Below are 24,667 nucleotides of genomic sequence, written 5' to 3'. Positions count from 1 at the left end.
ACCAGGGGAGAAATTTCGTCCTCAGATCGCCTTCATGATCAACGACGCATTAGTCCCACCAAAGCCGAACGAATTGTTCAGCACCGCGCGCACCGTGCGCTGCTTGGCGACATGCGGGACAAGATCTACACCCTTGCAGCTTTCGCTCGGTTCATCGAGGTTGAGCGTCGGCGGCACGATCTGGTCGCGCATGGCAAGGATGCAGAAGATGCTTTCCACCGCGCCCGCGCCACCCAGCAAATGGCCGATCGCCGACTTGGTCGAACTCATCGACATCGCGCCGATCTGGTCGCCGAACAAACGGCGCACTGCGCCCAGTTCCAGTTCGTCGCCCATCGGCGTCGATGTGCCATGCGCGTTCACATAGTCGATATCTTCAAGGCTGAGGCCCGACTTCTTGAGCGCCATCTGCATCGAACGGAACGCCCCGGAGCCTTCCGGGTGCGGCGCGGTGACATGATAAGCGTCACCCGACAGGCCATAGCCCAGCACTTCGGCATAGATGTTCGCGCCGCGCGCCTTGGCCCGCTCATATTCCTCCAGCACGACGACGCCCGCGCCTTCGCCCATGACGAAACCGTCGCGGTTGACGTCATAGGGGCGGCTGGCGCGCGTCGGATCGTCGTTGAAATTGGTCGAGAGCGCCCGCGCCTGCGAGAAACCGGCGATGCCGATCGGGCAGATCGCGCTCTCCGCGCCACCCGCCAGCATGACGTCGGCATCGTCCATCGCGATCATGCGCGCGGCGTCGCCGATCGAATGGGCGCCGGTCGAGCAAGCGGTGACGACCGCATGGTTCGGTCCCATCAGGCCATATTTGATGCTGACCTGGCCAGAGATCAGGTTGATCAGGCGGCCATGGACGAAATGCGGGCTGACCCGGCTCGGCCCCTTGTTCGCCAGGACCAGCGATTCGCTCTCGATGCCCGGCAGGCCGCCGATGCCCGACCCGATCGAGCAACCGGCCCGGAACCGTTCCTCCTCGGTCATGTTGAGCAGGCCCGCGTCGCGCAGCGCCTCGCTCGCGGCGGCGATGCCGAAGACGATGAACAGGTCGACCTGGCGCTGGATCTTGTGATCCACCTCCAAATAGGGGTCAAAGCCATATTCATGCTCTTTGGGCTTCACTTCGCATGCGATGCGGCACTTATAATCGGTCGGGTCGAACCGCGTGATCGTCGCCGCGCCGGATTTGGACGCGATGATGTTCTTCCATGTGGTTTCCACATCCCCGCCAAGCGGGCTGACCATGCCAAGGCCGGTTACGACGACGCGACGCATATATTTGCTCCGAAATAGTCTCTTTGACGCAATGTAGGTCTGGCCGATCCGGCCTGCAAACGCTGCATCAGATACGAAAAAGCTCCCCGCGCTCCGGGGTCACCGGACAGGAGGAGCCATTTCCTAACACGAAAGGCGGCCCGCTTATTGCGGGCCGCGAAACGCCTTACTGCTTGCTGTCGATATAATCGATGGCATCCTTGACGGTGGCGATCTTCTCGGCCGCATCGTCGGGGATTTCGACGCCGAATTCTTCTTCGAACGCCATGACCAGCTCAACGATGTCGAGGCTGTCAGCGCCCAGATCGTCGATGAAGCTGGCATCCTCGGTCACCTTTTCGGCTTCAACGCCCAGATGCTCGACGACGATTTTCTTTACGCGATCCGCGGTCTCACTCATGAGTGGTCCTTCTTGACTGGTATCGTTGGTGGTTGTGAATAACCGTTAAGGCAATGCCCTAGAGCCATGCGCCGATAGAGGCAAGAGGCAAGGCCGCCAAGTCCTTTTCAATCGCGCGCAGCAGAGATTTTATACGAATGCAGGTCCAGCCTGCCGACGACCGCACGCCACGCGCGGCATCTGCTGCGCGACAAGCCGCGTCAGTGGTCGCGGAGTCGTCGCGCGCGCCACATCTCGCCTTATCGGCAATAGCCCTCCTGCCCGGCCACCACGATCAGGCAGTCGGTCTTGTCGGCGAGATATTTGAACCCCGTCTCCGCTCCCGTGCCCGGCCGGATCATCAGTTCCTTCCCATCGCGCGTGAAACGGATCATCGCCCCTTCGGCCATGCCGGCATAATCACCCTGCCGATCGAGATTATCCTTGTTGGTCAGTGCATAGCTGCCCGGCTTCCCATCAGGCGAGGGCTGGATGTCGAGGAACAACCCTTCCGGCCCGGTCCAGCGGCCGATCCAGTCGTCGGTCGGCAAGCGCCCCGCCGGGCCATCCGCGCTATTGATCGCATCGCTATCCTCGATCGTCTCGACCGTCGGCGCATTGGCCGTAGTATTGGCGACATTGTTCGTCTCGGCGGCAGGACCGCATCCGGTCAGGAGCGCGCCAGCCAGCAGCAACGGCAGCGCAAAGCGGGGCGAGAGGCGGCAGGTCATCGGTCGATCTCCTTGGCTATCGGGCAGAACAAGTCGCGAAACGGCACATTCGATCCCTCCGCGCCTAAGACGTCGCCTTGCCAGCGCCGCCGTCTATCGCCAAACACGCGAGGCGGGGGGACGATATGACGAACAGCATGATGCAACGACCCAGGGCGAGATTCGTCCGCGAAACGCCCGACGTCCGGCGTCAGGCCTTGATCGAGGCGACCGCCCGCTGCCTCGCGGAAAAGGGCGTCGGCGGAACCTCCGTCCGCGCGATCTGCGCGCAGGCGGGCGTATCGTCCGGCCTGCTCACCCATTATTTCGAGGGCGTCAACGCGCTCATCCTCGCCACCTATCTCGATGTCGGCGCGACCGTCTCCGCCGCGCTGGACCAGGCGGTGGAGGAGGCCGGCGATGATCCGCGCGACCGGCTGCGCGCCTGTCTCCAAGCCAATTTCCGCGCGCCCATATTGGACCCGGACCTGCTCGCCACCTGGATCGCCTTCTGGAGCCTCGTCAAAAGCGATCCCGCCATCGCCGCCGTCCATGCGCAAGTCTATGCCGCCACCCGCGCCCAGCTCGAAACCCTGCTGCGCGCCGCCGTGCCCGAAATGCCACCCGCCCGCGCCCGGCTCGCCGCGATCAGCCTGACCGCGCTCGTCGATGGCCTCTGGCTCGAACTCTGCCTCGATCCCTCGACCTTCTCGGCAGAGGAGGCGCAGGCCATGGTCGAACGCGCGATGATGTTGGCGCTCGGCCAATGGCGCGGTGAGTGGGTCGATCAATCCGATCGGCTGTGATCGCTTTTCTCACTCTCCCCATCCGAGAAAACCAATTTCCATTACACTGCCCGCTTCCCTACATGGGTCAGGCAACAGCAACCCACATAAGGAACTGGACAGCCCATGGCTCTCATCAACACCACCATCAAGCCGTTCGCAGCGACCGCCTATAAGGAAGGCAAGTTCGTCGACGTCACCGATGCCGACGTGAAGGGCAAGTGGGCGATCTTCTTCTTCTACCCCGCTGACTTCACATTCGTCTGCCCCACCGAACTGGAAGACCTGGCCGGCATCTACCCGACCCTCCAGTCGCTGAACGTCGAAGTCTATTCGGTCTCGACCGACACCCATTTCAGCCACAAGGCCTGGCACGACACCTCGCCTGCCATCGGCAAGATCAACTATTATATGCTGGGTGACCAGTCGGGCCAGATCACCAACAATTTCGACGTGATGCGTCCGGGCGTCGGCCTCGCCGACCGCGCCACCTTCCTGGTCGATCCCGAAGGCGTGATCCAGTTCATGGAAATCACCTCGGAAGGCGTCGGCCGCAACGCGACCGAACTGCTCCGCAAGGTGAAGGCGGCGCAATATGTCGCCGCCCATCCCGGTGAAGTCTGCCCCGCCAAGTGGGAAGAAGGCGAAACCACCCTCGCCCCTTCGCTCGACCTCGTCGGCAAGATCTAAAAACGACCCGCAGCGCGGCCCCCTTGGCCGCGCTGCCCTGAACGGCCGCCTGGTTGCCCCAAAGGGCACGGAACCCGGCGGACCCTTCAACGCTATCTAAACCGTCATCCTATTCTCATCGGGGTCTTTGGGTCGCACCATCCCCCGAAGGGCCGCCGCACGCCCCCCTCCCTCATATGCGGCGGCGGCCCGCTTTCATGCAACGGAGCAAGGCACGATGTTGGACGCAAATCTCAAAGGACAGCTGAAAGGCTATCTGGCGAACATCACTCAGCCGATCGAGCTGGTGGCTTCGCTGGATGAAGGCGCAAAGTCGCGCGAACTGGGCGAATTGCTGGGCGATATCGCCGAACTGTCGGACAAGGTGACCGTCGTCACCGGCACCGACAAGCGCGTCCCCAGCTTCATGATCCGCCGCGCAGGCACCGATATCGGCGTGCGGTTCGCGGGCCTGCCGATGGGCCATGAATTCACCTCGCTCGTCCTGGCGCTACTGCAGGTCGGCGGCCACCCGTCCAAGGCTGCGCAGGACTTGATCCAGCAGATCAAGGATATCGACGGCGACTTCGCCTTCGAAACCTATGTCTCGCTCTCCTGCCAGAACTGCCCCGACGTGGTGCAGGCGCTCAACCTCATGAGCGTCCTCAACCCCCGCATCAGCCACGTCGCCATCGACGGCGCGCTGTTCAAGGAGGAGGTCGACAGCCGCAAGGTCATGGCCGTCCCCACCGTTTTCCTGAACGGCGAACCCTTCGCCAGCGGCCGGATGGAACTGGAACAGATCGTCGCCAAGATCGACAGCGGCGCCGCCACCCGCGCCGCCGAAAAGATCAAGGCCCAGGAACCCTTCGAAGTCCTCATCGTCGGCGGCGGTCCCGCTGGCGCGGCGGCGGCCATCTATACCGCGCGCAAGGGCATCCGCACCGGCGTCGCGGCAGAACGCTTCGGCGGCCAGGTGCTCGACACGATGGATATCGAAAATTTCATCTCCGTCTCGCGCACCGAAGGGCCAAAGCTGGCCTCCGCCATGGAAGCGCACGTCAAGGATTATGACGTCGAAATCATGAACCTGCAAAAGGCGGCGAAGCTGATCCCGGCCCGCACCGAAGGCGGCTATCATGAGGTCGTGCTGGAAAATGGTGCCTCGCTGAAGGGCCGCACCCTCATCCTCTCAACCGGCGCGCGCTGGCGGCAGATGGGCGTGCCCGGCGAAGAGGAATATCGCAACAAGGGCGTCGCCTATTGCCCGCATTGCGATGGCCCGCTCTACAAGGGCAAGCGCGTCGCAGTGATCGGCGGCGGCAATAGCGGCGTCGAAGCCGCGATCGACCTCGCCGGTATCGTCGCCCATGTGACGCTGATCGAGTTTGACAGCCAGCTCCGCGCCGACGCGGTGCTGCAGCGCAAGCTCGCCAGCCTGCCCAACGTCAAGATCATCACCTCGGCGCTCACGTCGAAGGTCGATGGCGATGGCGACCGCGTCACCGGCCTGTCCTACAAGGACCGCAACAGCGGCACCGAACATGACGTCGCGCTGGAAGGCATCTTCGTCCAGATCGGCCTCGTCCCCAACACCGAATGGTTGAAGGACGCAGTCGCTTTGTCCCCCCGCGGCGAAATCGAAATCGACGCCCGCGGCGAAACCAGCGTGCCGGGTGTGTTTGCAGCCGGCGATTGCACGACGGTCCCCTACAAGCAGATCGTCATCGCCATGGGCGCAGGCTCAACGGCAGGCTTGTCGGCGTTCGACTATCTGATCCGTTTGCCCGCGAGCGAGGAGGCGGCGCAAGCGGCGTGATGCCGGGCGCATTGCGCGGGGTATGAAAGAACGGCCGATCCGGCGACGGGTTGGCCGTTTTTTTAGGGTGGCCGGGTTGGTAGGAATGCGCCGAACACAGCTAATTTATCTACCCATTGCCGGTCACATAACCTGACGTTCGCGTAGACCAAGCATCGGGTTGCTTGAGGGACCAAGTCTTGAACAATCTGGCCGTTTCAGACCTGCACGACTTTTCGGGCCTCAGCGCTCGCCATCCTCGTCCGGGACATCGCCGGGCAACGGTGAATGTGGACCGAAGTGAACCGATGATACGAATTTTCTCAGATCATTGAGGCTTTCATCGCCCAGAGCTACCTCAGACAAGAGCTTGTTAACAAATTTTGGCCCATGCTTACCGATCTCAGGGTAGAAGTTCTCGATTTCACCTACATCGACTAAATAGATGCCGATACCTTCAAGCTTGTTTTTCAGGTTTTTGTAACATGCCTGTGCATCCCCTTTGGGAACAGCTGCTTTTCCGAAATGCTTAACTTGGCTCCACGCGGAATTTTGCTTCATTTTTTCGTTGATATTACCTCGCGGTAAATTGTCATCAGACCAAGATTCCAGCAAACTGATGAGCTCTTCCTTGATTTCAGGATTCGACTTCGCTTTCACGCCTTTTCTTATAGCTGAATCAAGGCGTGACCACAGCCTTGCAAATTCGCACCAGTCGCCGCCAAATGCTTTCACCGTTTGCTCAACAAGATTTTCCTCAGAGAGGAAATCGATATCGAACACCGCCTTTATGGGAACACCGATACTTCTGAGGGCTTGCGCGATTTTGCTGACGCCATGCTTCCCACCTGTCGGAACGTAAGCGGTGTCGAGCCATTGCCTATCGTCGTTCGCTTCGAGGTAGTCCGCCATTGCATTGAAAAGGCGGCAGTCGCTGTCGTCTTCGCAGATGATGGTTTGTTCGTGGAACACGCCTTCAAGCGCATTGGAATATCGCAGTTCAGGGCGCGTCCACAATTCCTGAATGATGTCGGCAGGGGCCTCTGACACCAAGTTGCGATCCCCCTCGCGTCGGATGCGCAGAACTCGAACATTTCCTTTGGTGCCTTCGAGAAATCCCCGCATGATATCGCTGCTGTGCGTCGCAACGATCAGCTGACCCTTGACCTCCGAAGCGAGGGTTTCTCCGAGCCGACGCATTTGCGGTGGATGGAGGAATGCCTCAGGCTCGTCGAGCAGATTGATATCGAGATCAACGACAAGGGTTTCGAACAGAATCCCCGCGTAACTTTTCATACCGTCGCCTTGCTGATCGAGCAATGGATTGGCACGTACAGCCGCAACATAAGCGTCGCCCACGCGATCGATCAAACCATCGTCTGGAAGTGTCCCCACATGAATGGGCAGTACCTTACCGCCCCTATAATCAAACATGATATCGCGACCAAAGGCAGCGCGGAAAAGGCCGCTAACCTTCTTCATCAATGCGGAGTCGTCGTACAGAACGTGTTGAGGCTTGGACTTCTGCTCATTAGCCGAAATGCTGTTCTGTTGTTTGCAAATTTGCAGGCGATCATTGGCATCGATATTTTTGATGAATCCTGCGGCAAGTCCGTGAGGAAGATTATTTTGCAAATTCCAAAAATCTACATGCTTGTATGGCAATGACCAGCTTTTATAGTGGTAATTAGTACCATTAAATTCTGCATTTTTATCGAGAAATTCTCGCAAATCGTTAATACTTCCAATCTTTTGGAACGTAGCATCCTTTACAACCACAGTTCTAACATTGCCTCTATCTTTGCATATCTGCATAATTTCACGCAAAGTTTGAGATTTGCCGCTATTGTTGGACCCGACCAGAATAATTTTTTCATTGGTAGAAAAGGTGAATTTCTGCCCGCCCGAAAATTCAATATCCGAGATCGATACGGTGGGTTTGATCACCATATTTTAACGCCTGCCCCTCTTTGAAAATTGCATAATCTTAATATTGCTGCCTAACCAAGTGTCAGCCCATATGAAAGGTGCGTGGCATTGCTCTGAGAAACGAAGTTCTGATTATCTAGTATAGTACGGCCTCAGTCAGAAAAAACGCGCATTTGCAGGCTTCGTCCAAACAACAGCACTACAGCCCAAAGCACTTCCCCTCAAGCCAACTCCTGCAACCGACGCACCACCGGCTGCCCATTCTCACGCGCGCGCCACAGGTCGTAATTGGCCTGCATGGCCAGCCATGCGCGCGCGGTGCTTGTACCCGCCTGCTCCAGCCGCAGGGCCAGATCAGGGCTGATCGCCGCCTTGCCATTCAGCACGCGCGAAAGGGCGACGCGCGACATGGCGAGGCGGCTGGCCGCTTCGGTGACGGACAGGCCGAGCGCCATAATGACTTCATCACGCAGCAATTCGCCGGGATGGGGAGGGTTATGCATCATCGTCATGGCCTCAATGATAATCCTGATAATCGACAAGTTCGGCATCGGTGCCGACAAAGCGGAACGTCACGCGCCAGTTGCCATTGACCCACACCGACCAATGCCCCTTCAAATCGCCCTTCAGCGCGTGCAGTTTGAAGGACGGCAAATGCATATCCGCTGGCCCCGCCGCCACGTCGAGCAGGCCAAGGATATTGCGAATTTTCTTCGCATGGGATGCCTGAATGCCCCGCGTCGTGCCGCTGGTATAAAAGGCCTCAAGCCCCTTGTGCCGGAACCCGATGATCATGACGATGTGTATCGCGTATCGTTACACGATGCAAGTATGATCGAAGGCGGCCTTGGTGCCAGTCGATACCCCTGTCCTACATCCCCCAACCTATGCCATGCTCGACCGGCTCTTTCTCCCCGTCCGCCCCCTCATCCCTCGCGCGCCCCCGCACGCCACCCCACACTTCGCAAAAATTCGCCTATTGCGAAGTTCACGCCACCCGTCCGTCCCCCGCACAAACCCTCGGCCAGCGACGGTGTGAACTTCACATGATTTTGCAAAACTGCGGAACGCGCCTCCGGCCCGTCACCACCGCCCCCAACTGCCGAAAATCCCCGGATCGATCTCCAGACTCGGCGCGAACGGCCCCGCCCCGCCGCGCATGTCTACGCCGCCCATCCCAAAAGTCACCACGCTGCTGCCGGCATCGCCCAGCACCAGCGGGTCGAGCATCAGCGCGGCGCTCAGCCGGTCGGTCGTCACTTGCGTCAACGTGCCGATCCGCGTCAGCGCAAACAGTTTTTGCGCAAAGGCATAAGGGAGCCGGATGCAGCCATGGCTGGCGGGATAGCCCGGATTATGCCCCGCATGCAGCGCGATCCCGTCCCAGGTCAGCCGCTGCATGAACGGCATCGGCGCATTGCTATAGAGGTTGGAGCGGTGCCATTGCCGCTTTTGCAGGATCGGGAAGTTGCCGGTCGGCGTGGCCTTGTTTTTCGTCCCCGTCGACACGCTGGCCGCGCCGATCAGCCGGTCGCCGCGATAGACATGAACCTGCTGCCGCGCGAGGCTGACGATCAAATAGAGCGGCCCGTCCGCGACCCCATCGTCGTTCCAGCTAAACGCCCCCGGCCTGAGCGGCGCATCCGCAACCTGCGCCCGCACGGACGGCACATGGAAAGATGCGCAACACAGGAGAATAAGCAGCCGGAAGAAAAGCATAAGCCTTTCTTAACCATAACCCCGCCGCGCACCAGAGGCAGACAAGCGCTTTATCGCATCGGTCCCGCCTTGGGACAGGGAGGTGGGGGAGTTGGGTTAGGAGGTTGGAGATGAACCAAGAGCCTCCACTCTCCGTTCGTGCTGAGTAGGGGCTGAGCGAAGTCGAAGACCCGTATCGAAGCATCATGCGACGCGCTTGATCCTTCGATACGCCATTTCGACTTCGCTCAATGGCTACTCAGGACGAACGGGAGGGGGGACACGGAAGAATGAGGAGAAACCCCCTAAAGCAGCACCAACTGCGCAACCGGCGCAAAGCTGCGCCGATGCAGCGGCGTCGGCCCATGCGTCCGCAGCGCCGCAAGATGCTGCGCGCTGCCATAGCCCTTGTTGCTGGCCCAGCCATAATGGGGATGCCGCACTGCTGCCTCCACCATCATCCGGTCCCGCGCTTCCTTGGCCAGGATCGAGGCCGCGGCGATCGAGAGGCTCTTGGCATCGCCGCCGACGATCGCGCTCGACGCATGGGACCAGTCCGGGCAGCGATTGCCATCGACCAGCACATGCGCGCAATCCCGCCCCAACGCTGCCACCGCACGGGTCATCGCCAACATCGTCGCCCAAAGGATATTGAGCCGGTCGATCTCCTCGACACTGGCAACGCCCAGCCCCCAGCAGACCGCCCGATCCTTGATCTCCACCTCCAGCGCCGCCCGGCGGGTCGCCGACAATTTCTTGCTGTCGTCCAACCCCTGCGGACAATCTTCAACGCGCAGGATCACGGCAGCCGCCACCACCGGCCCCGCCAACGGCCCCCGCCCCGCTTCATCCACCCCGGCGACCAGGCCCGGATGGTGCAGGCTTTCATGCGCAAAATCAGGCATGGAAAGTGAACGGCGCCCCCATCGGCCCATGCCCACCGCCAAAGCCCGGCGCCAGCCTCAACGCCGCCCGCACATAATCCCGCGCCCGCGTGATCGCGTCGGTCAGAGTCATCCCCTGCCCCAACCCAGTCGCAATCGCGCTGGCCATGGTGCAGCCGGTGCCATGGGTATGCGGCGTGTCGATCCGCGCATCGCTCCAGGTTTCGGCAACGCCATGCGGCCCGATCAGCCGGTCAGTGAGCATCACCCCCTCGCCATGCCCGCCCTTGGCCAGAACATGGGTGCCAAAACGCGCCGCGATCGCCTCCCCGCCGAGCGCCGCCAGTTCAGGAATATTGGGCGTCACCAAAGTCGCGATGGCCATCAACTTGTGGAAAGCCGCAATCGTATCCGCATCCGCCAACAACGACCCGCTCGTCGCGACCATCACGGGATCGAAGACGATAGGGACGCCATCAAGCACCGTGAGCCGCTCCGCTACCGCCATCGCCGTCTGCGCCGACCCGATCATGCCGATCTTCACCGCATCGACGCCGATATCGCTGATACAGCTCTCCATCTGCGCCAGCACCATGTCCGTCGGGATAGGGTGGACGCCCTGCACCCCCAACGTATTTTGCGCCGTGATCGCGGTAATCGCCGTCATGGCAAAGCCGCCAAGCAACGTCACCGTCTTGAGGTCCGCCTGAATCCCCGCGCCCCCGCCACTATCGGACCCGGCGATGATCAAAATCCGCGCAGGCGTCATGGCTTATACCGGCGCACGGCGGCGGCAGGGTTGGTGGCCAGCGCCTTCCCCGTTCGCGTCGGCCGGTCCATCAACTCGCCGCCGCAATTGGGGCAACGATCGTCCAGCGCTTCGGCACAAGTCGCGCAAAAGGTGCACTCGAACGAACAGATGAACGCGCCCGGCACATCGGCCGGCAAATCCGCGCCGCAGCGCTCGCAATCGGGGTGCATCTCAAGCATCGCCCATCTCCGTCATGCCAGCGCACGCTGGCATCTCTCTTTTCCTTTTGCTCGAACCAAAGCAAGCGAGATCCCAGCGTTCGCTGGGATGGCGACGGTAATGAAGATTCACGCCGCCGCCTTCTCGACCGCAGCGCAAATCCGCTCGACCACGTCCCTCACCTGATCCGCGCTGTCGCCTTCGGCCATCACCCGGATCACAGGCTCAGTCCCCGACGGGCGGATGACGAGCCGACCCACACCGGCCAGTTCCGCCTCCGCCTGCGCGATGACGCGCTGCACGTCCGCATGGTCCAGCGGCTTGCCGCCAGCAAAGCGCACATTTTTGAGCAATTGCGGCACCGGATCGAACTGGTGCAGCGTCTCGCTGGCGGGCTTGCCCGACCGGACCAGCGCGGCCAGCACCTGCAACGCCGCGACCGTGCCGTCGCCGGTGGTCGCATAGTCGGACAGGATCATATGCCCCGACTGTTCGCCCCCGACATTGAACCCACCCTCCCGCATCCGCTCCAGCACATAGCGATCGCCGACCTTGGTCCGCTCCAGCGCGATCCCCTGCCCGGTCAGACAGCGCTCCAGGCCCAGATTGGACATCACCGTCGCGACCAGCCCGCCGCCGCGCAGCATCCCGTCGCGCGCGAAATTGGTCGCGATCAGCGCCATGATCTGATCACCATCGACGATCTGGCCCTTCTCATCGACCACGATCAGCCTGTCCGCATCACCGTCCAGCGCAATGCCGATATCCGCGCCCGACGAGACGACGGTTTCCTGGCAGAGCAGAGGCGATGTCGATCCGCAGCCGTCGTTGATATTCGTGCCATTGGGGCTCACCCCAACCGCCACGACCGTCGCGCCCAATTCCCACAAAGCGGATGGCGCGACCTGATAGGCCGCGCCATTGGCGCAATCGACCACGATCTTGAGGCCATCGAGCCGCAGGTCGGCGGGAAAGCTGGACTTGACCGCATGGATATAGCGCCCGCGCGCATCCTCGACCCGGCGTGCGCGGCCAATATCCTTGGACGGCGCAAGCGCAATCTCCTGCCCGATCAGCGCCTCGATCTTCAGTTCATCCTCATCAGACAGTTTGTAACCATCCGGCCCGAACAGCTTGATACCATTGTCGAAATAGGGATTGTGGCTGGCCGAAATCATGACGCCCAGATCCGCCCGCATCGAATGGGCGAGCAGCGCGACGGCGGGCGTCGGGATCGGCCCGAATTGCACCACGTCCATGCCCACGGCGGTAAAGCCCGCGACCAGCGCATTTTCGACCATATAGCCCGACAGCCGCGTATCCTTGCCGATCACGACGCGATGGCGATGGGCACCACGCAGGAAATGCGTGCCCGCCGCCATGCCGACCTTCATCGCCAGGTCTGGGGTCATGGGCCATTGGTTGGTGCGCCCGCGGATACCGTCGGTGCCGAAATATTGCCTGCTCATGCCCGTGTCATGCACCGGAGAGCCGCCCGGTATCAAGCCACAACCGCGACGCTGCAGCCGATAGGCAAGGCGCGGCAAGTTTTTCTTGATCGACAATCCACCCGTCGCCCGCCATCGGCGCAGAATGGAAAATTTCAACGCCATCGTCGATGCCATCTCGGCCGCCGTGTTCTTCAAGCTGCCGATGCTGGGCACGCAGATCGAACTGATCGTCCTCTACCTCGCGCTGCCGATGCTGTTCTTCACGCTGTGGCTGGGCTTCCCCAATATTACCCAGGTCGGCCGCGCAATCCGCATCCTGCGCACCCAGCCGGAAAAGGGCGAAGCGCAGGGCGATGTCAGCCAATGGGCAGCGCTCAGCACCGCGCTGTCCGGCACGATCGGCCTTGGCAATATTGCGGGCGTCGCCGTCGCCCTGACGATGGGCGGGCCGGGCGCGATCCTGTGGATGTTCGTCATCGGCTGGTTCGCGATGACGGTGAAGATGGCCGAAGTCACGCTCGGCCTCAAATATCGCGTGTTCGATGCGCAGGGCCATGTCCATGGCGGGCCGATGTATGTCTTGAAGGCCGTCGGCGCGGCGCGCGGCTGGCCCAAGGTCGGACTGGCGCTGGGCGGTGCCTACGCCTTTTTCGCTTTGTTCGGGGCGATCCCGATGGTGCAGGTCAACCAGAGTTTCGCGCAGGTCAAAGTCGTCACCGGCCTCACCAACGGCTGGGGCTATGGCATTTTCCTGGCCAGCGCGGTGGCGCTGGTGACGCTGGGCGGCGCGGCTTGGCTGGGCGAGGTCGCCAAGCGGCTGACCCCGCTCAAGGTCGCCGTCTATCTGGTCGGGGTGTTCGCGATTCTGATCCTGCACTTGGGCGCCATCCCCGGCGCGCTCGTGCTGATCTGGGACGGTGCCTGGACCGGCAATGCGGCCACCGGCGGCGCAGTGGGTGCCTTCGTCGCGGGTATGCGCCGCGCGGTGTTCGCCAGTGAGGCCGGTGTCGGCTCGGCCGTCATGGCACACAGCCTCGCCCGCGCGCGCCATCCCGTGTCCGAAGGCCTGGTGGCGCTGCTGGAGCCGCTGCTCGGCACGATGATCGTGTGCGGATTGGGCGGTTTGGCGCTCGTCGTGGCGGGCACATGGAATAGCGGGCTGGAAGGCATCGCCATCACCTCGGCCGCCTTCGCCCAGGTTTCGCCTTGGTTTCCCTGGCTGCTGGCTGTCGTGGTGTTCCTCTTCGCCTATTCGACGCTGGTCGCTTGGGGCTTCTATGGCCTGCAGGCCTGGGGCTATCTCTTCGGGCACGGCGCGCGCGCGCAATGGACCTACAAAATCCTATACGTTGTCGCCCTGCCACCAGCCGCCGCGATCGATCTGGGCCGGGTCGTTGGGATCGTCGATTCCAGCTTCTTCCTGATGGCCATTCCGAACGTCATCGCGCTATATCTGTGCGCCGGGGAATTGCGGCGAGACGTGAAAGCCTATCTGACGCAAAAAGAAAGCCCCGCCGGTTAGGGCGGGGCTTCCTATTCATTGGGTAGCGGTGGCGTCAGATCTTGTCGCCGAGCGCACCCTTGACCGAACCAGCCACATCCTGACCGGTGCCCTTGACCTGCTGGGCCTTGCCCTCGGCTTCCAAACGCTCATTGTCCGTCGCCTTGCCAACGGCTTCCTTGACGTTGCCGGCCAGCTTGTTGCCAGCGGCCTTCAGCTTGTCAGTTGCTTCACCCATGTTCAGTCTCCTGTTGGTTGGTGTTGCCTATTCAACCGACAATCAGAATAAAGGTTGCCGTCAAACCGCTCCCGTAACGAAATCGCCGATAGCTGTTGCGATGATCATGGCTTGATACCGAACCGCGCATAGTCCGCATCCGTACGCGGGTCTATCCTGCGCGCTAAGGCAATATCGGACTCGCCTTCTCCACCGCGACCGAGCCGATGCAGAACGATTCCGCGCATGAAATGACTCTGCGACTGCCCCGGCCCTTGATCGATCACGGCATTAAGATCCTGCAACGCGTCCTGATAGCGTCCCATGCGGAACCAGACCATGGCACGGCTATCGAGCGCAGCCACGGTGACGGTGCTCGTTTCGATCGCACGGGTGCAATCCGTGAGGGCACTATCGAGCATGATGTTGCGCGTACCCTTGATCCAGCAGCGTTCGTTGAGCAGTGCCGTCAGACCGGGCTTCTCCGCAATATGCGCGTCGAGCAATTCGACCGCCTTGGCCGCATCGCCATAGGTGCCGAGCAGGCTGGTCTTGAGCCGACGATAGGCGTCGCGGGTTTCACCGCCAATGGCGATCCGCTGATCCACCATCACCAGCGCCTCGTCCAACTTGTCACTTTCGGCAAGATAAGTGGTAACGGCGCTGATCGCGCTAAAGGCAGAGGGGTCGAGTTGCCGCGCCATCCGTGCATCTGCCAGCGCGCCGGGCACATCGCCCAGCTTGAACCGCCGATCAGCCCGGTTGAGATAGCGATTGACGTCCGGTTCGATGGAAATCGCCTTGTCGAGATCAGCGAGTGCCTTCTTTTGATCGCCCACGCCCCAACGGAAACTCGCACGGTCGCTATAGCCCGATGCCTTATCGGGGTCGTCGGCGATCGCCTTCGTAAAAGCCTGCTCGCCCGCTTTGATCTGCGGCCAGTTCGCCACCACGCCATAAGGCGCGTCCCAGTGGAAGGTCGGCTTGGCGGGTGCAATCAAGCGCGGGGCCAGTGCCTGCGCCGTGGCGAGCCGATCGCGTTCATCAGGCACCTGCGCGGCCGCGATCTCCACCCCGGTCGAATCCATCCGCTCATCCAGTTCGAGTAGCCCGTCGCGCAGCTGGACATTGCGCTTGATCGTGAAGCCCGCGATCGACTGGCTGACATTCTGGTCGCCTTCCAGCACATAGCCCTTGCCGCCATCGGGCAAGCGCAATTTCAGCCGATAGCGCACCCCCGACGGCGGCGGCGTCGCCACGGGAATATCGATCCACGCCGGACGCCCGCGATCAGGCGCGAAGCTGATGTCGTTGACGCCCCGGCCAATGCTACGCCGATGACGATTATCCTCCAGGCGCCAGGGCGTCGTCGTCACGCCATGCGCTTTCAGCGTCGTGGTCGCCGTCGCGGCATCCATCGCCACGCTGACGTCGCTGAACTGCGACTGTCCCATTTGCCGCATGAAGAAACCGCGCACCATGTCGGCGCGCTGCTTGGTATCGAGTTGCCCCAGCGCGACATTGATCATGGACGCCGCCGGGCCGCGCAACACGGCCACCGCATCGAAGATGCTGGGCAGCCGAACGCTACCGCTCTCGTCGGCCTCGATCGCGATATCTATGATCGGCCGCGCGTTGGCGCGGGTCTGGATCGGCAGCAGGTCCGCACCCGCCGTCCGCACCGGCAGCACCGTGCCGAAAGGCGGCGTATCGCCCAGATCGTCGATCCGCGCGCCGCTGCCCGTGCCATCCATCCACAGCGTCTCGCCATCGATCGTCGCGCGCACAAGCACATGGTCGAACGCGGCGACGCTGGGCAACCGTTCCGGCACGAAATCACCCATGGCGGAACTGGCCAGCACTGGCTCCGCCTCTATCCCCATGCCCCGCAGCAATGCCAGCAACAGCAGTGTCTTGGCCTTGCAATCGCCATAGCGCAGCGTCCAGGTCTGCGCCGGGGTCTGGGGCACATAATTGCCACCATTCATGCCGATCGCCAGATAGCGGATACTATCCTGCACCAGTTGCAGCGCCGCGGCCGCCTTCGCGCGCGGCGACCCGCCCGACGCCTTCAGCCTGTCCAGTTCGCCCGCCAGCCCGCTACCCGGCGCGATCAGCCCCTCGGTCGCATAAAGCGGTGCCATCGTCTTCGATACATCGGCCCAGGACGCGAAGGTGGACAGTTCGAACAAGGGTGGATGGCGATAGCGCAGCGGCGCATCCTCCGGCATCTCCGGCTGCTTGACCAATGGCAGGGCGACGGTCAGTTCGTTGAACCCGCCCTTTTTCTGCTGCTTGACCACTGCATCCTTGGCCAGCAATTTCCACTTGGCCCCGCTGCGCTCATACCATTGGACACGCAGCCGCCCCTGTCCCATCCGCAACGGCGCAGCGAACAGCCCCATCGCACCCTGGACATGTCCACCGAGCGCATCATCCTTCATCGACGTCGTATAGCGCAGGCGGACAATATCGCCGACCTGCACCCCTTCGACCGCCAACGTCGCGGTAAGAACGCCAGTAATCTGCCGCGCTTCGAGATTTTCCTCGCGGCGCAGCACGGCAAAGCGCTTGTCGCCCGCCAGCGCATCGATCACCTGGTCACCGCGCAGGATCGACACTTCATGGATGATGAGGTCGCCCTTGTCGGGTGCCCATGGCAGGGTAAGCGAGGAGAGTTGCGCCAGCGCTTCGGCCGACCCTGCACGGGTCGCGACATCGGCATAGCTCCACAGGCGGCCATCCTCCACCCGCTGCTGGCTGTCGAACAACAGCATCGTCGGCGGTTCGCCCTCGAAGCTCGACAGCGGCGGCACGCTGGCCTTCTCCACCCAGGCGGGTGCCGCCTGATAGAGCGGCATTTCACCCGCCACAGCCGGCGCAGCAACCATCGTGGCGATCGGCATCGCCATCCACATCGTCTGTCTCATAAACCCCCGAACATCCCCCGGCATCCGCCTGTCGCCACGCAGGCTATTGCATCGGGCCGGGGCACTCAAGCGATCAGACGAAGCGTGCGCACGAAAAAAGGGGCCGGAAAACCGGCCCCTTTCCTGAACTTGCAGTCGGTATCGACTTAGCGCTTCGAGAACTGGAAGCTCTTGCGCGCCTTCGCCTTGCCGTACTTCTTACGCTCGACGACGCGGCTGTCGCGGGTCAGGAAGCCTTCGGCCTTGACCGCGCTGCGCAGCGCAGGCTCGTACTTGGTCAGCGCCTGGGCGATGCCATGCTTGACCGCACCGGCCTGGCCGGACAGACCGCCCCCCTTGACGGTGGCGATCACGTCATACTGACCGTTACGGTCGGTGACGCCGAAGGGCTGGTTGATGACCAAACGCAGGGTCGGGCGAGCGAAATAGATTTCCTGATCGCGGCCATTGACCGTGATCTTGCCGGTGCCGGGCTTCACCCAGACGCGGGCAACGGCATCCTTACGACGACCGGTCGCATAGGCGCGGCCGAGATTGTCGATTTCCTGCGCACGCAGCGGCATGGTGGGCGCTGCGGGCTCGACCGGAGCGGCAGGCGCTTCGGCTTCGACCGGGGCAGCGGCCGTCGCGGCGGCTTCAGGAGCAGCAGGCGCTGCAGCCGGAGCGGCAGCCGCTTCGGCGGCGATCGCCGCGAGGTCGGACAGGGACTGGCGGTTATCGGACATTATGCACCCACCTTGTTCTTGCGGTTGCGCGACGCGAAGTCGAGCACTTCGGGGTTCTGGGCTTCATGGGGATGCTCGGCACCGGCGAAAACGCGCAGGTTGCGCATCTGCTGGCGGCCCAGCGGACCACGGGGGATCATGCGCTCGATCGCCTTTTCAAGCACGCGCTCAGGGAAACGGCCTTCCAAAATCTTGGCGGGCGTGGTTTCCTTGATGCCGCCGGCATAGCCGGTATGCTTGTAATAGATCTTGTCGGTCAGCTTCTTGCCGGTGAACTTCACCTTGCCCGCGTTGATGATGATGACATTGTCACCACAATCGACATGGGGCGTGAAGCTGGTCTTGTGCTTGCCACGCAGGATATTTGCCACGGTCGAAGCGAGACGGCCGACGACGAGGCCTTCCGCGTCGATCAGGACCCACTTCTTATCAACCGTTGCCGGGCTTGCCGACTTGGTCGTCTTCATCAGCGCCTTCATGGTGCCAATACTCCAGAATGAATTAAAGAACCGCAGGTCGTTACCGACCCCCGGAAGTGGGGCGCTAATGACTGGGGAAGCCGTCCAAGTCAAGCGATATGGCGGCTTTCCTGACGGGTAAAATAATACCTTCCTCTAAATCGCGCTCAATCCGGCGTCCGCCAAGCCGCGCCACAGGTGCAAGGCCTGGACGCTTTCCTTGACGTCATGCGCCCGCACCATCTGCGCGCCGAGTTGCGCGGCACGGAACGCCAGCGCGATGGAACCGCCCAGTCGATCGGCAGCGGGCGCTTCGTTGGACAGCGCACCGATCAGCCTTTTGCGGCTGCCCGCGAACAGCAATGGCACACCCAACGCCTGAAACGTCGCCAGGCCATTGACCAGCGCGAGATTGTCGGCCAGCGACTTGCCAAAGCCAAGCCCCGGATCGACCATGATCCGATCGCGCGCGATGCCAGCCTCAAGGCAAGCGGCGATCCGCCCTTCGAGATGATCGAACACATCCGCCACGACATCGCCATAGCCCGCAGGATTGTCATGCGGATCATCGCCTGCCGACGGCGCATGCATCAGGATGACCGGACACCCTGCCCCGGCCAAGACCTCCATGCTGCGCGGATCATGCGCCAGCGCGCTGACATCATTGACGATCTTCGCACCGGCCGCCAACGCCGCCTCCATGACTGCCGCCTTGCGCGTGTCCACCGACACCGGCACGCCCGCCGCCGTCAGCCGCTCGATCACCGGCGCAATGCGGGCGATCTCATCGCCTTCCCACACCTTGTCGGCGCGTGGCCGCGTGGATTCGCCCCCCACATCGATCAACGCCGCGCCCGCCGCCGCCATCGCGAACCCCGCATCGGCCGCCGCCTGCGGATCGCCGACATGCTTGCCGCCGTCCGAAAAGCTGTCGGGCGTGACGTTCAGGATCGCCATCACCTGCGGCGCATCGAACCGGATGGTGCGTTCGCCAAGGACAAGCGGCGCGCGGGTCGCGGAGATATTGGCGGCCAACCTCTGCGCCCGCTCCGCCAAGACATCAGGCAAGCTGGCGATCGCATCGGCGAAACCGGCCACCGGCACCGTCACCCGCGCCACCCGGTCGCGTCCGGCAAAGGCGCTCAGTTCATAGCCTTGAAACCAGATCAGCCCATTGCCCATCCGCGCCACCGACCCGTCCGGCAAGCCGATCGGCGACGGCACGAACCATGTCGGCCGCAGGTACAGGCGCGCATCGGCGGGTAATTTCATGCTGTCGGCCCCTTCCCGTCATTCCCGCGAAGGCGGGAACCCATCTCCCACCCCATCCCCAGTCGCGAACGTAGGAGATGGATCCCCGCCTGCGCGGGGATGACGCCTGCTAAAATTAAGGCTCGTTCGCCAGCAAATAGGTCTGACGCAGCGTATCGATCGGCTTCAACCCGCCCTCGGCCTCATGGTGCCAGAAGGTCCAGCCGTTGCAGCTCGGCGCATTCTGCAATGTCGCGCCGATCTTATGGATCGACCCAGTGTCGGTCCCCACCGCCAGCGACCCGTCCGCCCGCACCACCGCCTGCCAACGCCGCTTAGCGTCAGTCAGCACCGCGCCAGGCTTGAGGTAACCCGTTTCGACCAGCGTCCCGAACGCGACCTTGGGCTGCGACCGGGCGCTCTGCATGATGGTGAGCGCGGACTCATCCAAGGGCAGCGCCGCCTCGATCCGCTCCAGCGCGACCTCGATATAGGATTCCTCCCGCTCGATGCCGATCCATTTACGCCGCAGCCGCTTGGCCACCGCGCCGGTGGTCCCGGTCCCGAAGAAAGGATCAAGCACCACATCGCCCGGCTTGGTGCAGGACAGCATCACGCGATAGAGCAAGGATTCCGGCTTCTGCGTCGGATGCGCCTTGGTCCCGTTGCGCTTCAACCGCTCCTGCCCGCCACAGATCGGCAGCACCCAGTCGGACCGCATCTGCAGCTCGTCGTTGAGCGTCTTCATCGCCTTATAGTTGAACGTATATTTGGCGTCCTCACCCTGGCTCGCCCAGATCAGCGTCTCATGCGCATTGGTGAAGCGCGTGCCCTTGAAATTGGGCATCGGGTTCGCCTTGCGCCAGATGATGTCGTTGAGGATCCAGAAGCCCTCATCCTGCAACGCCGTGCCGACGCGGAAGATGTTGTGATAGCTGCCGATCACCCAGATGCTACCATTGGGCTTCAGGATGCGGCGCGCCTGTTTCAACCATGCCTTGGTGAAGCGGTCATAGGCGCCCAGCGTATCGAACTTGTCCCAATCATTGTCGACCGCGTCGACCCGTCCGCCTTCGGGCCGGAACAGGTCGCCACCCAGTTGCAGATTATAGGGCGGATCGGCAAAGATCATGTCGATGCAATTGTCGGGCAGCGCCGCCATCTGCGCGATGCAATCGCCCCGCAGCAGGCAATCGGTCGCAATCTCGGCCGCTGCGACCGCGATCGGTGCGATCGCCTTCTTCCGTCGCGCCGGTGCGACCCGCTCCATGACACCCATGCGTAAAAACCCCCGTTCGTCTTGAACAACAGCGATGAGTCCTTGGGAGTCCGGCGTCAAGCCCGGCACCCTGGCCTGCCCGATGCCGAACGACACAGATGTCGGGGAGAACGAAGCGGGGAACCACAAGATATGGAGTCTGGCGAGTCGCGCGGGACTCAAGATAGGGCGGTGTGACTCAAAAGACTCACGCCCATCCCGACCCAAAGTTTTTTTGGTTAACGGCGCGCGACGGCCCAAATCGCCAACAATGGTTGACCCATTGATAACCCTATGGTTATGACTGGCCGATGACAGTTGGATTACAGGAAGATAATCGGGGCGCGACAATCGACGCCCAGTTCAAGGCCTTGTCGGACGGCACTCGCCGCGCGCTGCTGGAATATCTAGTCCGCGAAGGCGAACAGAGCGTCCACGCGCTGACCGCGATCGCGGGCGTATCGCAACCCATGGTATCGCGCCACCTGGGCAAGCTCAAACGCGCCAGGCTCGTGACGGCGCGAAGGGCCGGACGCGAAACCTTCTACAGCGCCCGCGCCAAGGGGCTGGCCCCGGTGGTGCAATGGTTGGCGGTCTATGGCGCGCTATGGTCGCAACGCTTCACCGCGCTGGAGGATATGGGGGCTTAGGAACGCCCAATTCTGCTCCAACTGCCCCTTTTCTGTTCCCCGGCGAAAGCCGGGGTCCAGGGTATCTGGGTACATCCCCTGCCGCTCCTGGACCCCGGCTTCCGCCGGGGAACAAGAAACGCCAGGTCGCTTAGCCTCAAATCATCGCCATGCCGCCATTCACATGTAGCGTCTGGCCGTTGACATAGCCCGCCTCGCGGCTGGCGAGATAGACCACGGCCGCACCGATATCCGCGCCATCGCCCAAGTCGCCGACCGGGATTTTCTGCAGGATAGCCCCCTTCTGCGCGTCGTTCAGCGCATCGGTCATCGCCGACCGGATGAAACCAGGCGCAACGCAATTGACGGTGATGCCCCGGCTCGCCAATTCCTGACCCAGCGACTTGGACATGCCGATGATCCCGGCCTTCGACGCGCAATAGTTGGACTGGCCCGGATTGCCGGTGACGCCCACGACCGACGTGATCGAGATGATGCGCCCGAAGCGGGCCTTCATCATCGGCTTGGCGGCGGCACGGCACAGGCGGAACGCGGCTTCCAGATTGACGGAGATGACGGTCGACCATTCCTCGTCCTTCATCCGCAGGATCAGATTGTCGCGCGTGACCCCGGCATTGTTGACCAATATGTCGAGCTTGCCGCCCAGCGCCTCAACCGCCTGCGGCACCAGGGCATCGACCGAAGCCGGGTCCGACAGGTTGCACACCAGCGTCTTATGATCACCGCCCAGCTCCGCCGCGAACGCCTTGAGCTTCTCTTCATTGCTGCCCGACAACGCCAGCGTCGCCCCCTGCGCGGCCAGCGACCGGGCAATCTCGGACCCGATCCCGCCCGAAGCGCCCGTCACCAGCGCGGTCATTCCTGTGAGGTCAAACATGGTCAGTCTCCTTATTCTATTTGGTTCACGCGGAGGCGCGAAGACGCGGAGGGGACATAGTCGTTGACTATGCGCTTCACCCCTTCCTTGAGCGTGGCGCCGCCGAAATTGATCAGAAGCCCTACGGGCTGGTTGGTCAGGCGAAGATAGGTCAGCAATTGTTTGGCATGGGCTGGGTGGAGGCGTTCGGTAGACTTAATCTCTACCAGCAAGCGGTCATCGACCAAAAGGTCGATCCTGAAAGCGGCCGCGAAATCCAAGCCATCATAGCTGATGTCCACGGGTTTCTGCCGTTCGACGCGATGGCCCATGGCCGTCAGCTTGGCCGCCAGGATCATCTCGTACACATTTTCGAGCAGTCCCGGCCCCAGGTCGCGATGCATCCGCAAGGCGAGGTCAAGAACGTCTCCGCTGATGCGATCGATATCCGCCAAATTCCCTCCGCGTCTCCGCGCCTCCGCGTGACCAAATCCTGTACCCGCAACCCTATAGCATGGCCGGTCAGTCTCCTTTGAACTGTGGTGGGCGGCGGTCGAAAAAGGCGTCGATCGCCTCGTCATGGTCCGCCGTCGCATGGGCCAGCGCCTGCATCGCGCCTGCCATTTCGAGTATGTGGTTCAATTCCGCCGTCTGCGCCGCGCGCAGCAGCCGCTTGGTCATGCGCGTGGCATGAGGCGGATTGGCGGCGATGGCGTCGGCTTGCGCACGCGCGACGTCCATCAGGTCCGCGTCGGGCACCACCGCACCGACCAACCCAATCCGCAGCGCTTCGTCCGCGTCGATCGTCTCACCGGTCAGCGACAATTGGCTGGCCTTGGAGAAACCAACGATGCGCGGCAACAGCCACGCCCCGCCGTCCCCGGACACCAGCCCCAGCTTGACGAAACTCTCGGCAAAGCGCGCCGATTGCGCCGCAATGCGCAGGTCGCACATGCAGGCGAGGTCCATCCCCGCACCGATGGCCGGGCCGTTGACCGCCGCGATCACCGGCAGTTCGATCGCCTGGAACAGCAGCGGCAAACGCTGGATACCTGCTCGATAATTGCGCCGCGTTTGCGCTGGCAGTCCCGCACGCAGGCCACCCCCGTCGGGCCGCATGGCATTGAGGTCACCGCCCGACGAAAAAGCGCTGCCCGCGCCGGTCAAAATCGCGACATGAATCGACAGATCGCGATCCGCCGCCTCGAACACAGCACATACAGCATCGACCATCGCGAGGTCCGAAATGGGATTGCGCCGGTCGGGCTGGTTGAGCGTGACCGTCAGGACCGCGCCGTCCCGCTGGGTAAGGACAGCGCTCACAGCGCGCCCAGCGCCGCCTCGATATCGTCCATCGTCACGATGCTGCGCACGGTGGCATCGGGGGCGATGCGCTTGATCATCGGGGTCAGCACCTTGCCGCCGATTTCGACGAACTCGGTAACGCCCGCGTCCCACATCGCCGCCACGGACTCGCGCCAGCGTACCCGGCCGGTCACCTGCTCGACCAGCCGCAGCTTGATCTCGTCCGGCTCGGCGATCGGCGCGGCCAGCACATTGGCGTAAACCGGCAGCAGCGGCGCAACCAACGCAACCTCGGCCAAGGCCTGCGCCATGGCATCGGCGGCAGGCTGCATCAATTCGCAATGGAAGGGGGCGGACACCGGCAGCAAGATGCCACGCTTGATGCCATGCTCCTTCACCATCGCCACGGCGCGGTCGATCGCCGCTTTATGCCCCGAAATCACGACCTGGCTTGGATCATTGTCGTTGGCGACGGCGCAGACTTCGCCCTGCGCCGCGGCATCCGCCAAAGCCTGCGCCTTTGCGATGTCAGCACCCAGCAAAGCGGCCATGGCCCCCTCACCCACCGGCACCGCCGCCTGCATAGCCTGCCCGCGCAGGCGCAACAGCCGGGCGGTGGTGCCAGCGTCAAGCGCCTCGGCCGCGCACAACGCGCTATATTCACCCAGGCTATGCCCAGCGACATAATCGCCCTTTTGCGCGATCGAGAAGCCGCCTTCGCGCTGCATCACGCGCAGCGTTGCGATGGCATTAGCCATGATGGCAGGCTGCGCATTTTCGGTGAGGGTCAGTTGGTCCTCCGGACCCTCCGCCATCAGGCGGAACAGGTTGAAGGACAGGGCGTCATCGACTTCCTGAAACAGCTCCCGCGCGGCGGGACTGGCGTCGGCCAAGGCCTTGCCCATGCCGACCGACTGGCTGCCCTGACCCGGAAATACAAATGCGCGCATCATCCATCCTCT

At 62.5% G+C, this 24,667-nt stretch carries 26 protein-coding genes; 5 read left to right on the top strand and 21 right to left on the bottom strand.

The window, feature by feature from the left end:
- Positions 1-21: 21 nt before the first annotated feature.
- The 3 genes from fabF to BSY17_RS18160 all read right to left on the bottom strand — a co-directional run bounded on the left by fabF (position 22) and on the right by BSY17_RS18160 (position 2,391).
- The gene (gene fabF, locus BSY17_RS18170; RefSeq protein WP_069066518.1) at positions 22-1,281 is read right to left on the bottom strand and encodes a beta-ketoacyl-ACP synthase II; all 1,260 of its coding nucleotides are present in this window, start codon (positions 1,279-1,281) and stop codon (positions 22-24) included.
- Positions 1,282-1,447: 166 nt separating this feature from the next.
- Positions 1,448-1,681 (bottom strand): acyl carrier protein, encoded by a 234-nt coding sequence (locus tag BSY17_RS18165; protein ID WP_007689016.1) that lies wholly within the window; start codon positions 1,679-1,681, stop codon positions 1,448-1,450.
- Between the two features lie 239 nt (positions 1,682-1,920).
- Positions 1,921-2,391 carry a hypothetical protein gene (locus BSY17_RS18160; protein WP_069066517.1) on the bottom strand — a complete coding sequence of 157 codons (471 nt, stop codon included), beginning with the start codon at positions 2,389-2,391 and terminating at the stop codon, positions 1,921-1,923.
- A 137-nt stretch (positions 2,392-2,528) separates the two neighbouring features.
- On the opposite strand from BSY17_RS18160, the gene betI reads away from it, so the two are divergent.
- From betI to ahpF, 3 genes are all read left to right on the top strand, one after another.
- Entirely contained in the window at positions 2,529-3,176 is a 648-nt protein-coding gene (gene betI / locus BSY17_RS18155) for a transcriptional regulator BetI (protein WP_237236379.1), read from the top strand.
- A gap of 105 nt (positions 3,177-3,281) precedes the next feature.
- The gene (ahpC, locus tag BSY17_RS18150) at positions 3,282-3,845 is read left to right on the top strand and encodes an alkyl hydroperoxide reductase subunit C (RefSeq protein ID WP_069066515.1); all 564 of its coding nucleotides are present in this window, start codon (positions 3,282-3,284) and stop codon (positions 3,843-3,845) included.
- Positions 3,846-4,062: 217 nt separating this feature from the next.
- Positions 4,063-5,643: an alkyl hydroperoxide reductase subunit F gene (gene ahpF / locus BSY17_RS18145; RefSeq protein ID WP_069066514.1), complete on the top strand. Its 1,581-nt coding sequence runs from the start codon at positions 4,063-4,065 to the stop codon at positions 5,641-5,643.
- A 222-nt stretch (positions 5,644-5,865) separates the two neighbouring features.
- On the opposite strand, the gene BSY17_RS21020 is transcribed toward ahpF, so the two are convergent.
- From BSY17_RS21020 to glmM, 8 genes are all read right to left on the bottom strand, one after another.
- A complete protein-coding gene (locus BSY17_RS21020) occupies positions 5,866-7,572 on the bottom strand; it encodes an ATP-dependent nuclease (protein WP_083217157.1) in 1,707 nt (568 codons plus the stop codon).
- 200 nt (positions 7,573-7,772) lie between these two features.
- Positions 7,773-8,063, bottom strand: a complete 291-nt coding sequence (locus BSY17_RS18130) for a HigA family addiction module antitoxin (RefSeq protein ID WP_216095578.1) — start codon at positions 8,061-8,063, stop codon at positions 7,773-7,775.
- A 4-nt stretch (positions 8,064-8,067) separates the two neighbouring features.
- Positions 8,068-8,346 carry a type II toxin-antitoxin system RelE/ParE family toxin gene (locus BSY17_RS18125; RefSeq protein WP_069066511.1) on the bottom strand — a complete coding sequence of 93 codons (279 nt, stop codon included), beginning with the start codon at positions 8,344-8,346 and terminating at the stop codon, positions 8,068-8,070.
- Between the two features lie 288 nt (positions 8,347-8,634).
- Positions 8,635-9,270: a L,D-transpeptidase family protein gene (locus tag BSY17_RS18120; RefSeq protein WP_069066510.1), complete on the bottom strand. Its 636-nt coding sequence runs from the start codon at positions 9,268-9,270 to the stop codon at positions 8,635-8,637.
- A 284-nt stretch (positions 9,271-9,554) separates the two neighbouring features.
- A complete protein-coding gene (locus tag BSY17_RS18115) occupies positions 9,555-10,154 on the bottom strand; it encodes a ribonuclease HII (RefSeq protein ID WP_069066509.1) in 600 nt (199 codons plus the stop codon).
- Complete coding sequence (gene thiD / locus BSY17_RS18110) at positions 10,147-10,902, bottom strand: bifunctional hydroxymethylpyrimidine kinase/phosphomethylpyrimidine kinase (RefSeq protein ID WP_069066508.1); 756 nt, start codon at positions 10,900-10,902, stop codon at positions 10,147-10,149. Before thiD ends, BSY17_RS18115 begins: the two co-directional genes overlap by 8 nt.
- Positions 10,899-11,123 (bottom strand): DUF1272 domain-containing protein, encoded by a 225-nt coding sequence (locus BSY17_RS18105; protein WP_069066507.1) that lies wholly within the window; start codon positions 11,121-11,123, stop codon positions 10,899-10,901. Before BSY17_RS18105 ends, thiD begins: the two co-directional genes overlap by 4 nt.
- Before the next feature lie 108 nt (positions 11,124-11,231).
- On the bottom strand, positions 11,232-12,572 hold the full coding sequence (gene glmM / locus BSY17_RS18100) for a phosphoglucosamine mutase (RefSeq protein WP_069067067.1): 1,341 nt from the start codon (positions 12,570-12,572) through the stop codon (positions 11,232-11,234).
- Positions 12,573-12,696: 124 nt separating this feature from the next.
- On the opposite strand from glmM, the gene BSY17_RS18095 reads away from it, so the two are divergent.
- A complete protein-coding gene (locus BSY17_RS18095) occupies positions 12,697-14,076 on the top strand; it encodes an alanine/glycine:cation symporter family protein (protein WP_069066506.1) in 1,380 nt (459 codons plus the stop codon).
- Between the two features lie 34 nt (positions 14,077-14,110).
- Here the strand turns inward: BSY17_RS18095 and BSY17_RS18090 are convergent, their stop codons facing one another.
- The 6 genes from BSY17_RS18090 to BSY17_RS18065 form a co-directional block, all read right to left on the bottom strand.
- Positions 14,111-14,293, bottom strand: coding sequence for a CsbD family protein (locus BSY17_RS18090; RefSeq protein ID WP_069066505.1), 183 nt, complete (start codon positions 14,291-14,293; stop codon positions 14,111-14,113).
- A 104-nt stretch (positions 14,294-14,397) separates the two neighbouring features.
- Positions 14,398-17,202 carry a DUF3857 domain-containing protein gene (locus tag BSY17_RS18085; RefSeq protein ID WP_237236377.1) on the bottom strand — a complete coding sequence of 935 codons (2,805 nt, stop codon included), beginning with the start codon at positions 17,200-17,202 and terminating at the stop codon, positions 14,398-14,400.
- Between the two features lie 146 nt (positions 17,203-17,348).
- On the bottom strand, positions 17,349-17,927 hold the full coding sequence (gene rpsI / locus BSY17_RS18080) for a 30S ribosomal protein S9 (protein ID WP_069066504.1): 579 nt from the start codon (positions 17,925-17,927) through the stop codon (positions 17,349-17,351).
- Complete coding sequence (rplM, locus tag BSY17_RS18075; protein ID WP_037473167.1) at positions 17,927-18,406, bottom strand: 50S ribosomal protein L13; 480 nt, start codon at positions 18,404-18,406, stop codon at positions 17,927-17,929. The genes rpsI and rplM overlap by 1 nt, the downstream gene beginning before the upstream one ends.
- Positions 18,407-18,541: 135 nt before the next feature.
- On the bottom strand, positions 18,542-19,657 hold the full coding sequence (gene folP / locus BSY17_RS18070) for a dihydropteroate synthase (RefSeq protein ID WP_069066503.1): 1,116 nt from the start codon (positions 19,655-19,657) through the stop codon (positions 18,542-18,544).
- A 115-nt stretch (positions 19,658-19,772) separates the two neighbouring features.
- Positions 19,773-20,915: a site-specific DNA-methyltransferase gene (locus tag BSY17_RS18065; protein WP_069066502.1), complete on the bottom strand. Its 1,143-nt coding sequence runs from the start codon at positions 20,913-20,915 to the stop codon at positions 19,773-19,775.
- Positions 20,916-21,205: 290 nt separating this feature from the next.
- Here BSY17_RS18065 and BSY17_RS18060 point away from each other — a divergent pair, with 290 nt between their 5' ends.
- Positions 21,206-21,544 carry an ArsR/SmtB family transcription factor gene (locus tag BSY17_RS18060; protein ID WP_069066501.1) on the top strand — a complete coding sequence of 113 codons (339 nt, stop codon included), beginning with the start codon at positions 21,206-21,208 and terminating at the stop codon, positions 21,542-21,544.
- A 136-nt stretch (positions 21,545-21,680) separates the two neighbouring features.
- Here BSY17_RS18060 and fabG read toward each other — a convergent pair whose 3' ends face one another.
- The 4 genes from fabG to fabD form a co-directional block, all read right to left on the bottom strand.
- Positions 21,681-22,421 (bottom strand): 3-oxoacyl-[acyl-carrier-protein] reductase, encoded by a 741-nt coding sequence (fabG, locus tag BSY17_RS18055; RefSeq protein WP_069066500.1) that lies wholly within the window; start codon positions 22,419-22,421, stop codon positions 21,681-21,683.
- 11 nt (positions 22,422-22,432) lie between these two features.
- On the bottom strand, positions 22,433-22,855 hold the full coding sequence (locus BSY17_RS18050; RefSeq protein WP_037476041.1) for a GxxExxY protein: 423 nt from the start codon (positions 22,853-22,855) through the stop codon (positions 22,433-22,435).
- Positions 22,856-22,922: 67 nt separating this feature from the next.
- Positions 22,923-23,723, bottom strand: a complete 801-nt coding sequence (locus BSY17_RS18045; RefSeq protein WP_069066499.1) for a crotonase/enoyl-CoA hydratase family protein — start codon at positions 23,721-23,723, stop codon at positions 22,923-22,925.
- The gene (gene fabD, locus BSY17_RS18040; protein ID WP_069067065.1) at positions 23,720-24,655 is read right to left on the bottom strand and encodes an ACP S-malonyltransferase; all 936 of its coding nucleotides are present in this window, start codon (positions 24,653-24,655) and stop codon (positions 23,720-23,722) included. Before fabD ends, BSY17_RS18045 begins: the two co-directional genes overlap by 4 nt.
- Positions 24,656-24,667: the final 12 nt, after the last annotated feature.

Source organism: Sphingobium sp. RAC03, assembly GCF_001713415.1.
Lineage (GTDB): Bacteria > Pseudomonadota > Alphaproteobacteria > Sphingomonadales > Sphingomonadaceae > Sphingobium.
Note: the sequence above shows the minus strand (reverse complement) of the source record. Positions and strands in the feature narration are given on the sequence as shown.

Coding starts and splice junctions, on each gene's coding strand:
- BSY17_RS18060 (WP_069066501.1), top strand. CDS start 21,206: ATGACAGTTGGATTACAGGAAGATAATCGGGGCGCGACAATCGACGCC.
- BSY17_RS18105 (WP_069066507.1), bottom strand. CDS start 11,123: ATGCTTGAGATGCACCCCGATTGCGAGCGCTGCGGCGCGGATTTGCCG.
- BSY17_RS18115 (WP_069066509.1), bottom strand. CDS start 10,154: ATGCCTGATTTTGCGCATGAAAGCCTGCACCATCCGGGCCTGGTCGCC.
- ahpF (WP_069066514.1), top strand. CDS start 4,063: ATGTTGGACGCAAATCTCAAAGGACAGCTGAAAGGCTATCTGGCGAAC.
- fabD (WP_069067065.1), bottom strand. CDS start 24,655: ATGCGCGCATTTGTATTTCCGGGTCAGGGCAGCCAGTCGGTCGGCATG.
- thiD (WP_069066508.1), bottom strand. CDS start 10,902: ATGACGCCTGCGCGGATTTTGATCATCGCCGGGTCCGATAGTGGCGGG.
- BSY17_RS21020 (WP_083217157.1), bottom strand. CDS start 7,572: ATGGTGATCAAACCCACCGTATCGATCTCGGATATTGAATTTTCGGGC.
- fabF (WP_069066518.1), bottom strand. CDS start 1,281: ATGCGTCGCGTCGTCGTAACCGGCCTTGGCATGGTCAGCCCGCTTGGC.
- BSY17_RS18165 (WP_007689016.1), bottom strand. CDS start 1,681: ATGAGTGAGACCGCGGATCGCGTAAAGAAAATCGTCGTCGAGCATCTG.
- BSY17_RS18085 (WP_237236377.1), bottom strand. CDS start 17,202: ATGAGACAGACGATGTGGATGGCGATGCCGATCGCCACGATGGTTGCT.
- glmM (WP_069067067.1), bottom strand. CDS start 12,572: ATGAGCAGGCAATATTTCGGCACCGACGGTATCCGCGGGCGCACCAAC.
- BSY17_RS18160 (WP_069066517.1), bottom strand. CDS start 2,391: ATGACCTGCCGCCTCTCGCCCCGCTTTGCGCTGCCGTTGCTGCTGGCT.
- BSY17_RS18065 (WP_069066502.1), bottom strand. CDS start 20,915: ATGGGTGTCATGGAGCGGGTCGCACCGGCGCGACGGAAGAAGGCGATC.
- BSY17_RS18125 (WP_069066511.1), bottom strand. CDS start 8,346: ATGATCATCGGGTTCCGGCACAAGGGGCTTGAGGCCTTTTATACCAGC.
- BSY17_RS18130 (WP_216095578.1), bottom strand. CDS start 8,063: ATGACGATGATGCATAACCCTCCCCATCCCGGCGAATTGCTGCGTGAT.
- betI (WP_237236379.1), top strand. CDS start 2,529: ATGATGCAACGACCCAGGGCGAGATTCGTCCGCGAAACGCCCGACGTC.
- rplM (WP_037473167.1), bottom strand. CDS start 18,406: ATGAAGGCGCTGATGAAGACGACCAAGTCGGCAAGCCCGGCAACGGTT.
- folP (WP_069066503.1), bottom strand. CDS start 19,657: ATGAAATTACCCGCCGATGCGCGCCTGTACCTGCGGCCGACATGGTTC.
- BSY17_RS18095 (WP_069066506.1), top strand. CDS start 12,697: ATGGAAAATTTCAACGCCATCGTCGATGCCATCTCGGCCGCCGTGTTC.
- BSY17_RS18120 (WP_069066510.1), bottom strand. CDS start 9,270: ATGCTTTTCTTCCGGCTGCTTATTCTCCTGTGTTGCGCATCTTTCCAT.
- fabG (WP_069066500.1), bottom strand. CDS start 22,421: ATGTTTGACCTCACAGGAATGACCGCGCTGGTGACGGGCGCTTCGGGC.
- ahpC (WP_069066515.1), top strand. CDS start 3,282: ATGGCTCTCATCAACACCACCATCAAGCCGTTCGCAGCGACCGCCTAT.
- rpsI (WP_069066504.1), bottom strand. CDS start 17,927: ATGTCCGATAACCGCCAGTCCCTGTCCGACCTCGCGGCGATCGCCGCC.
- BSY17_RS18090 (WP_069066505.1), bottom strand. CDS start 14,293: ATGGGTGAAGCAACTGACAAGCTGAAGGCCGCTGGCAACAAGCTGGCC.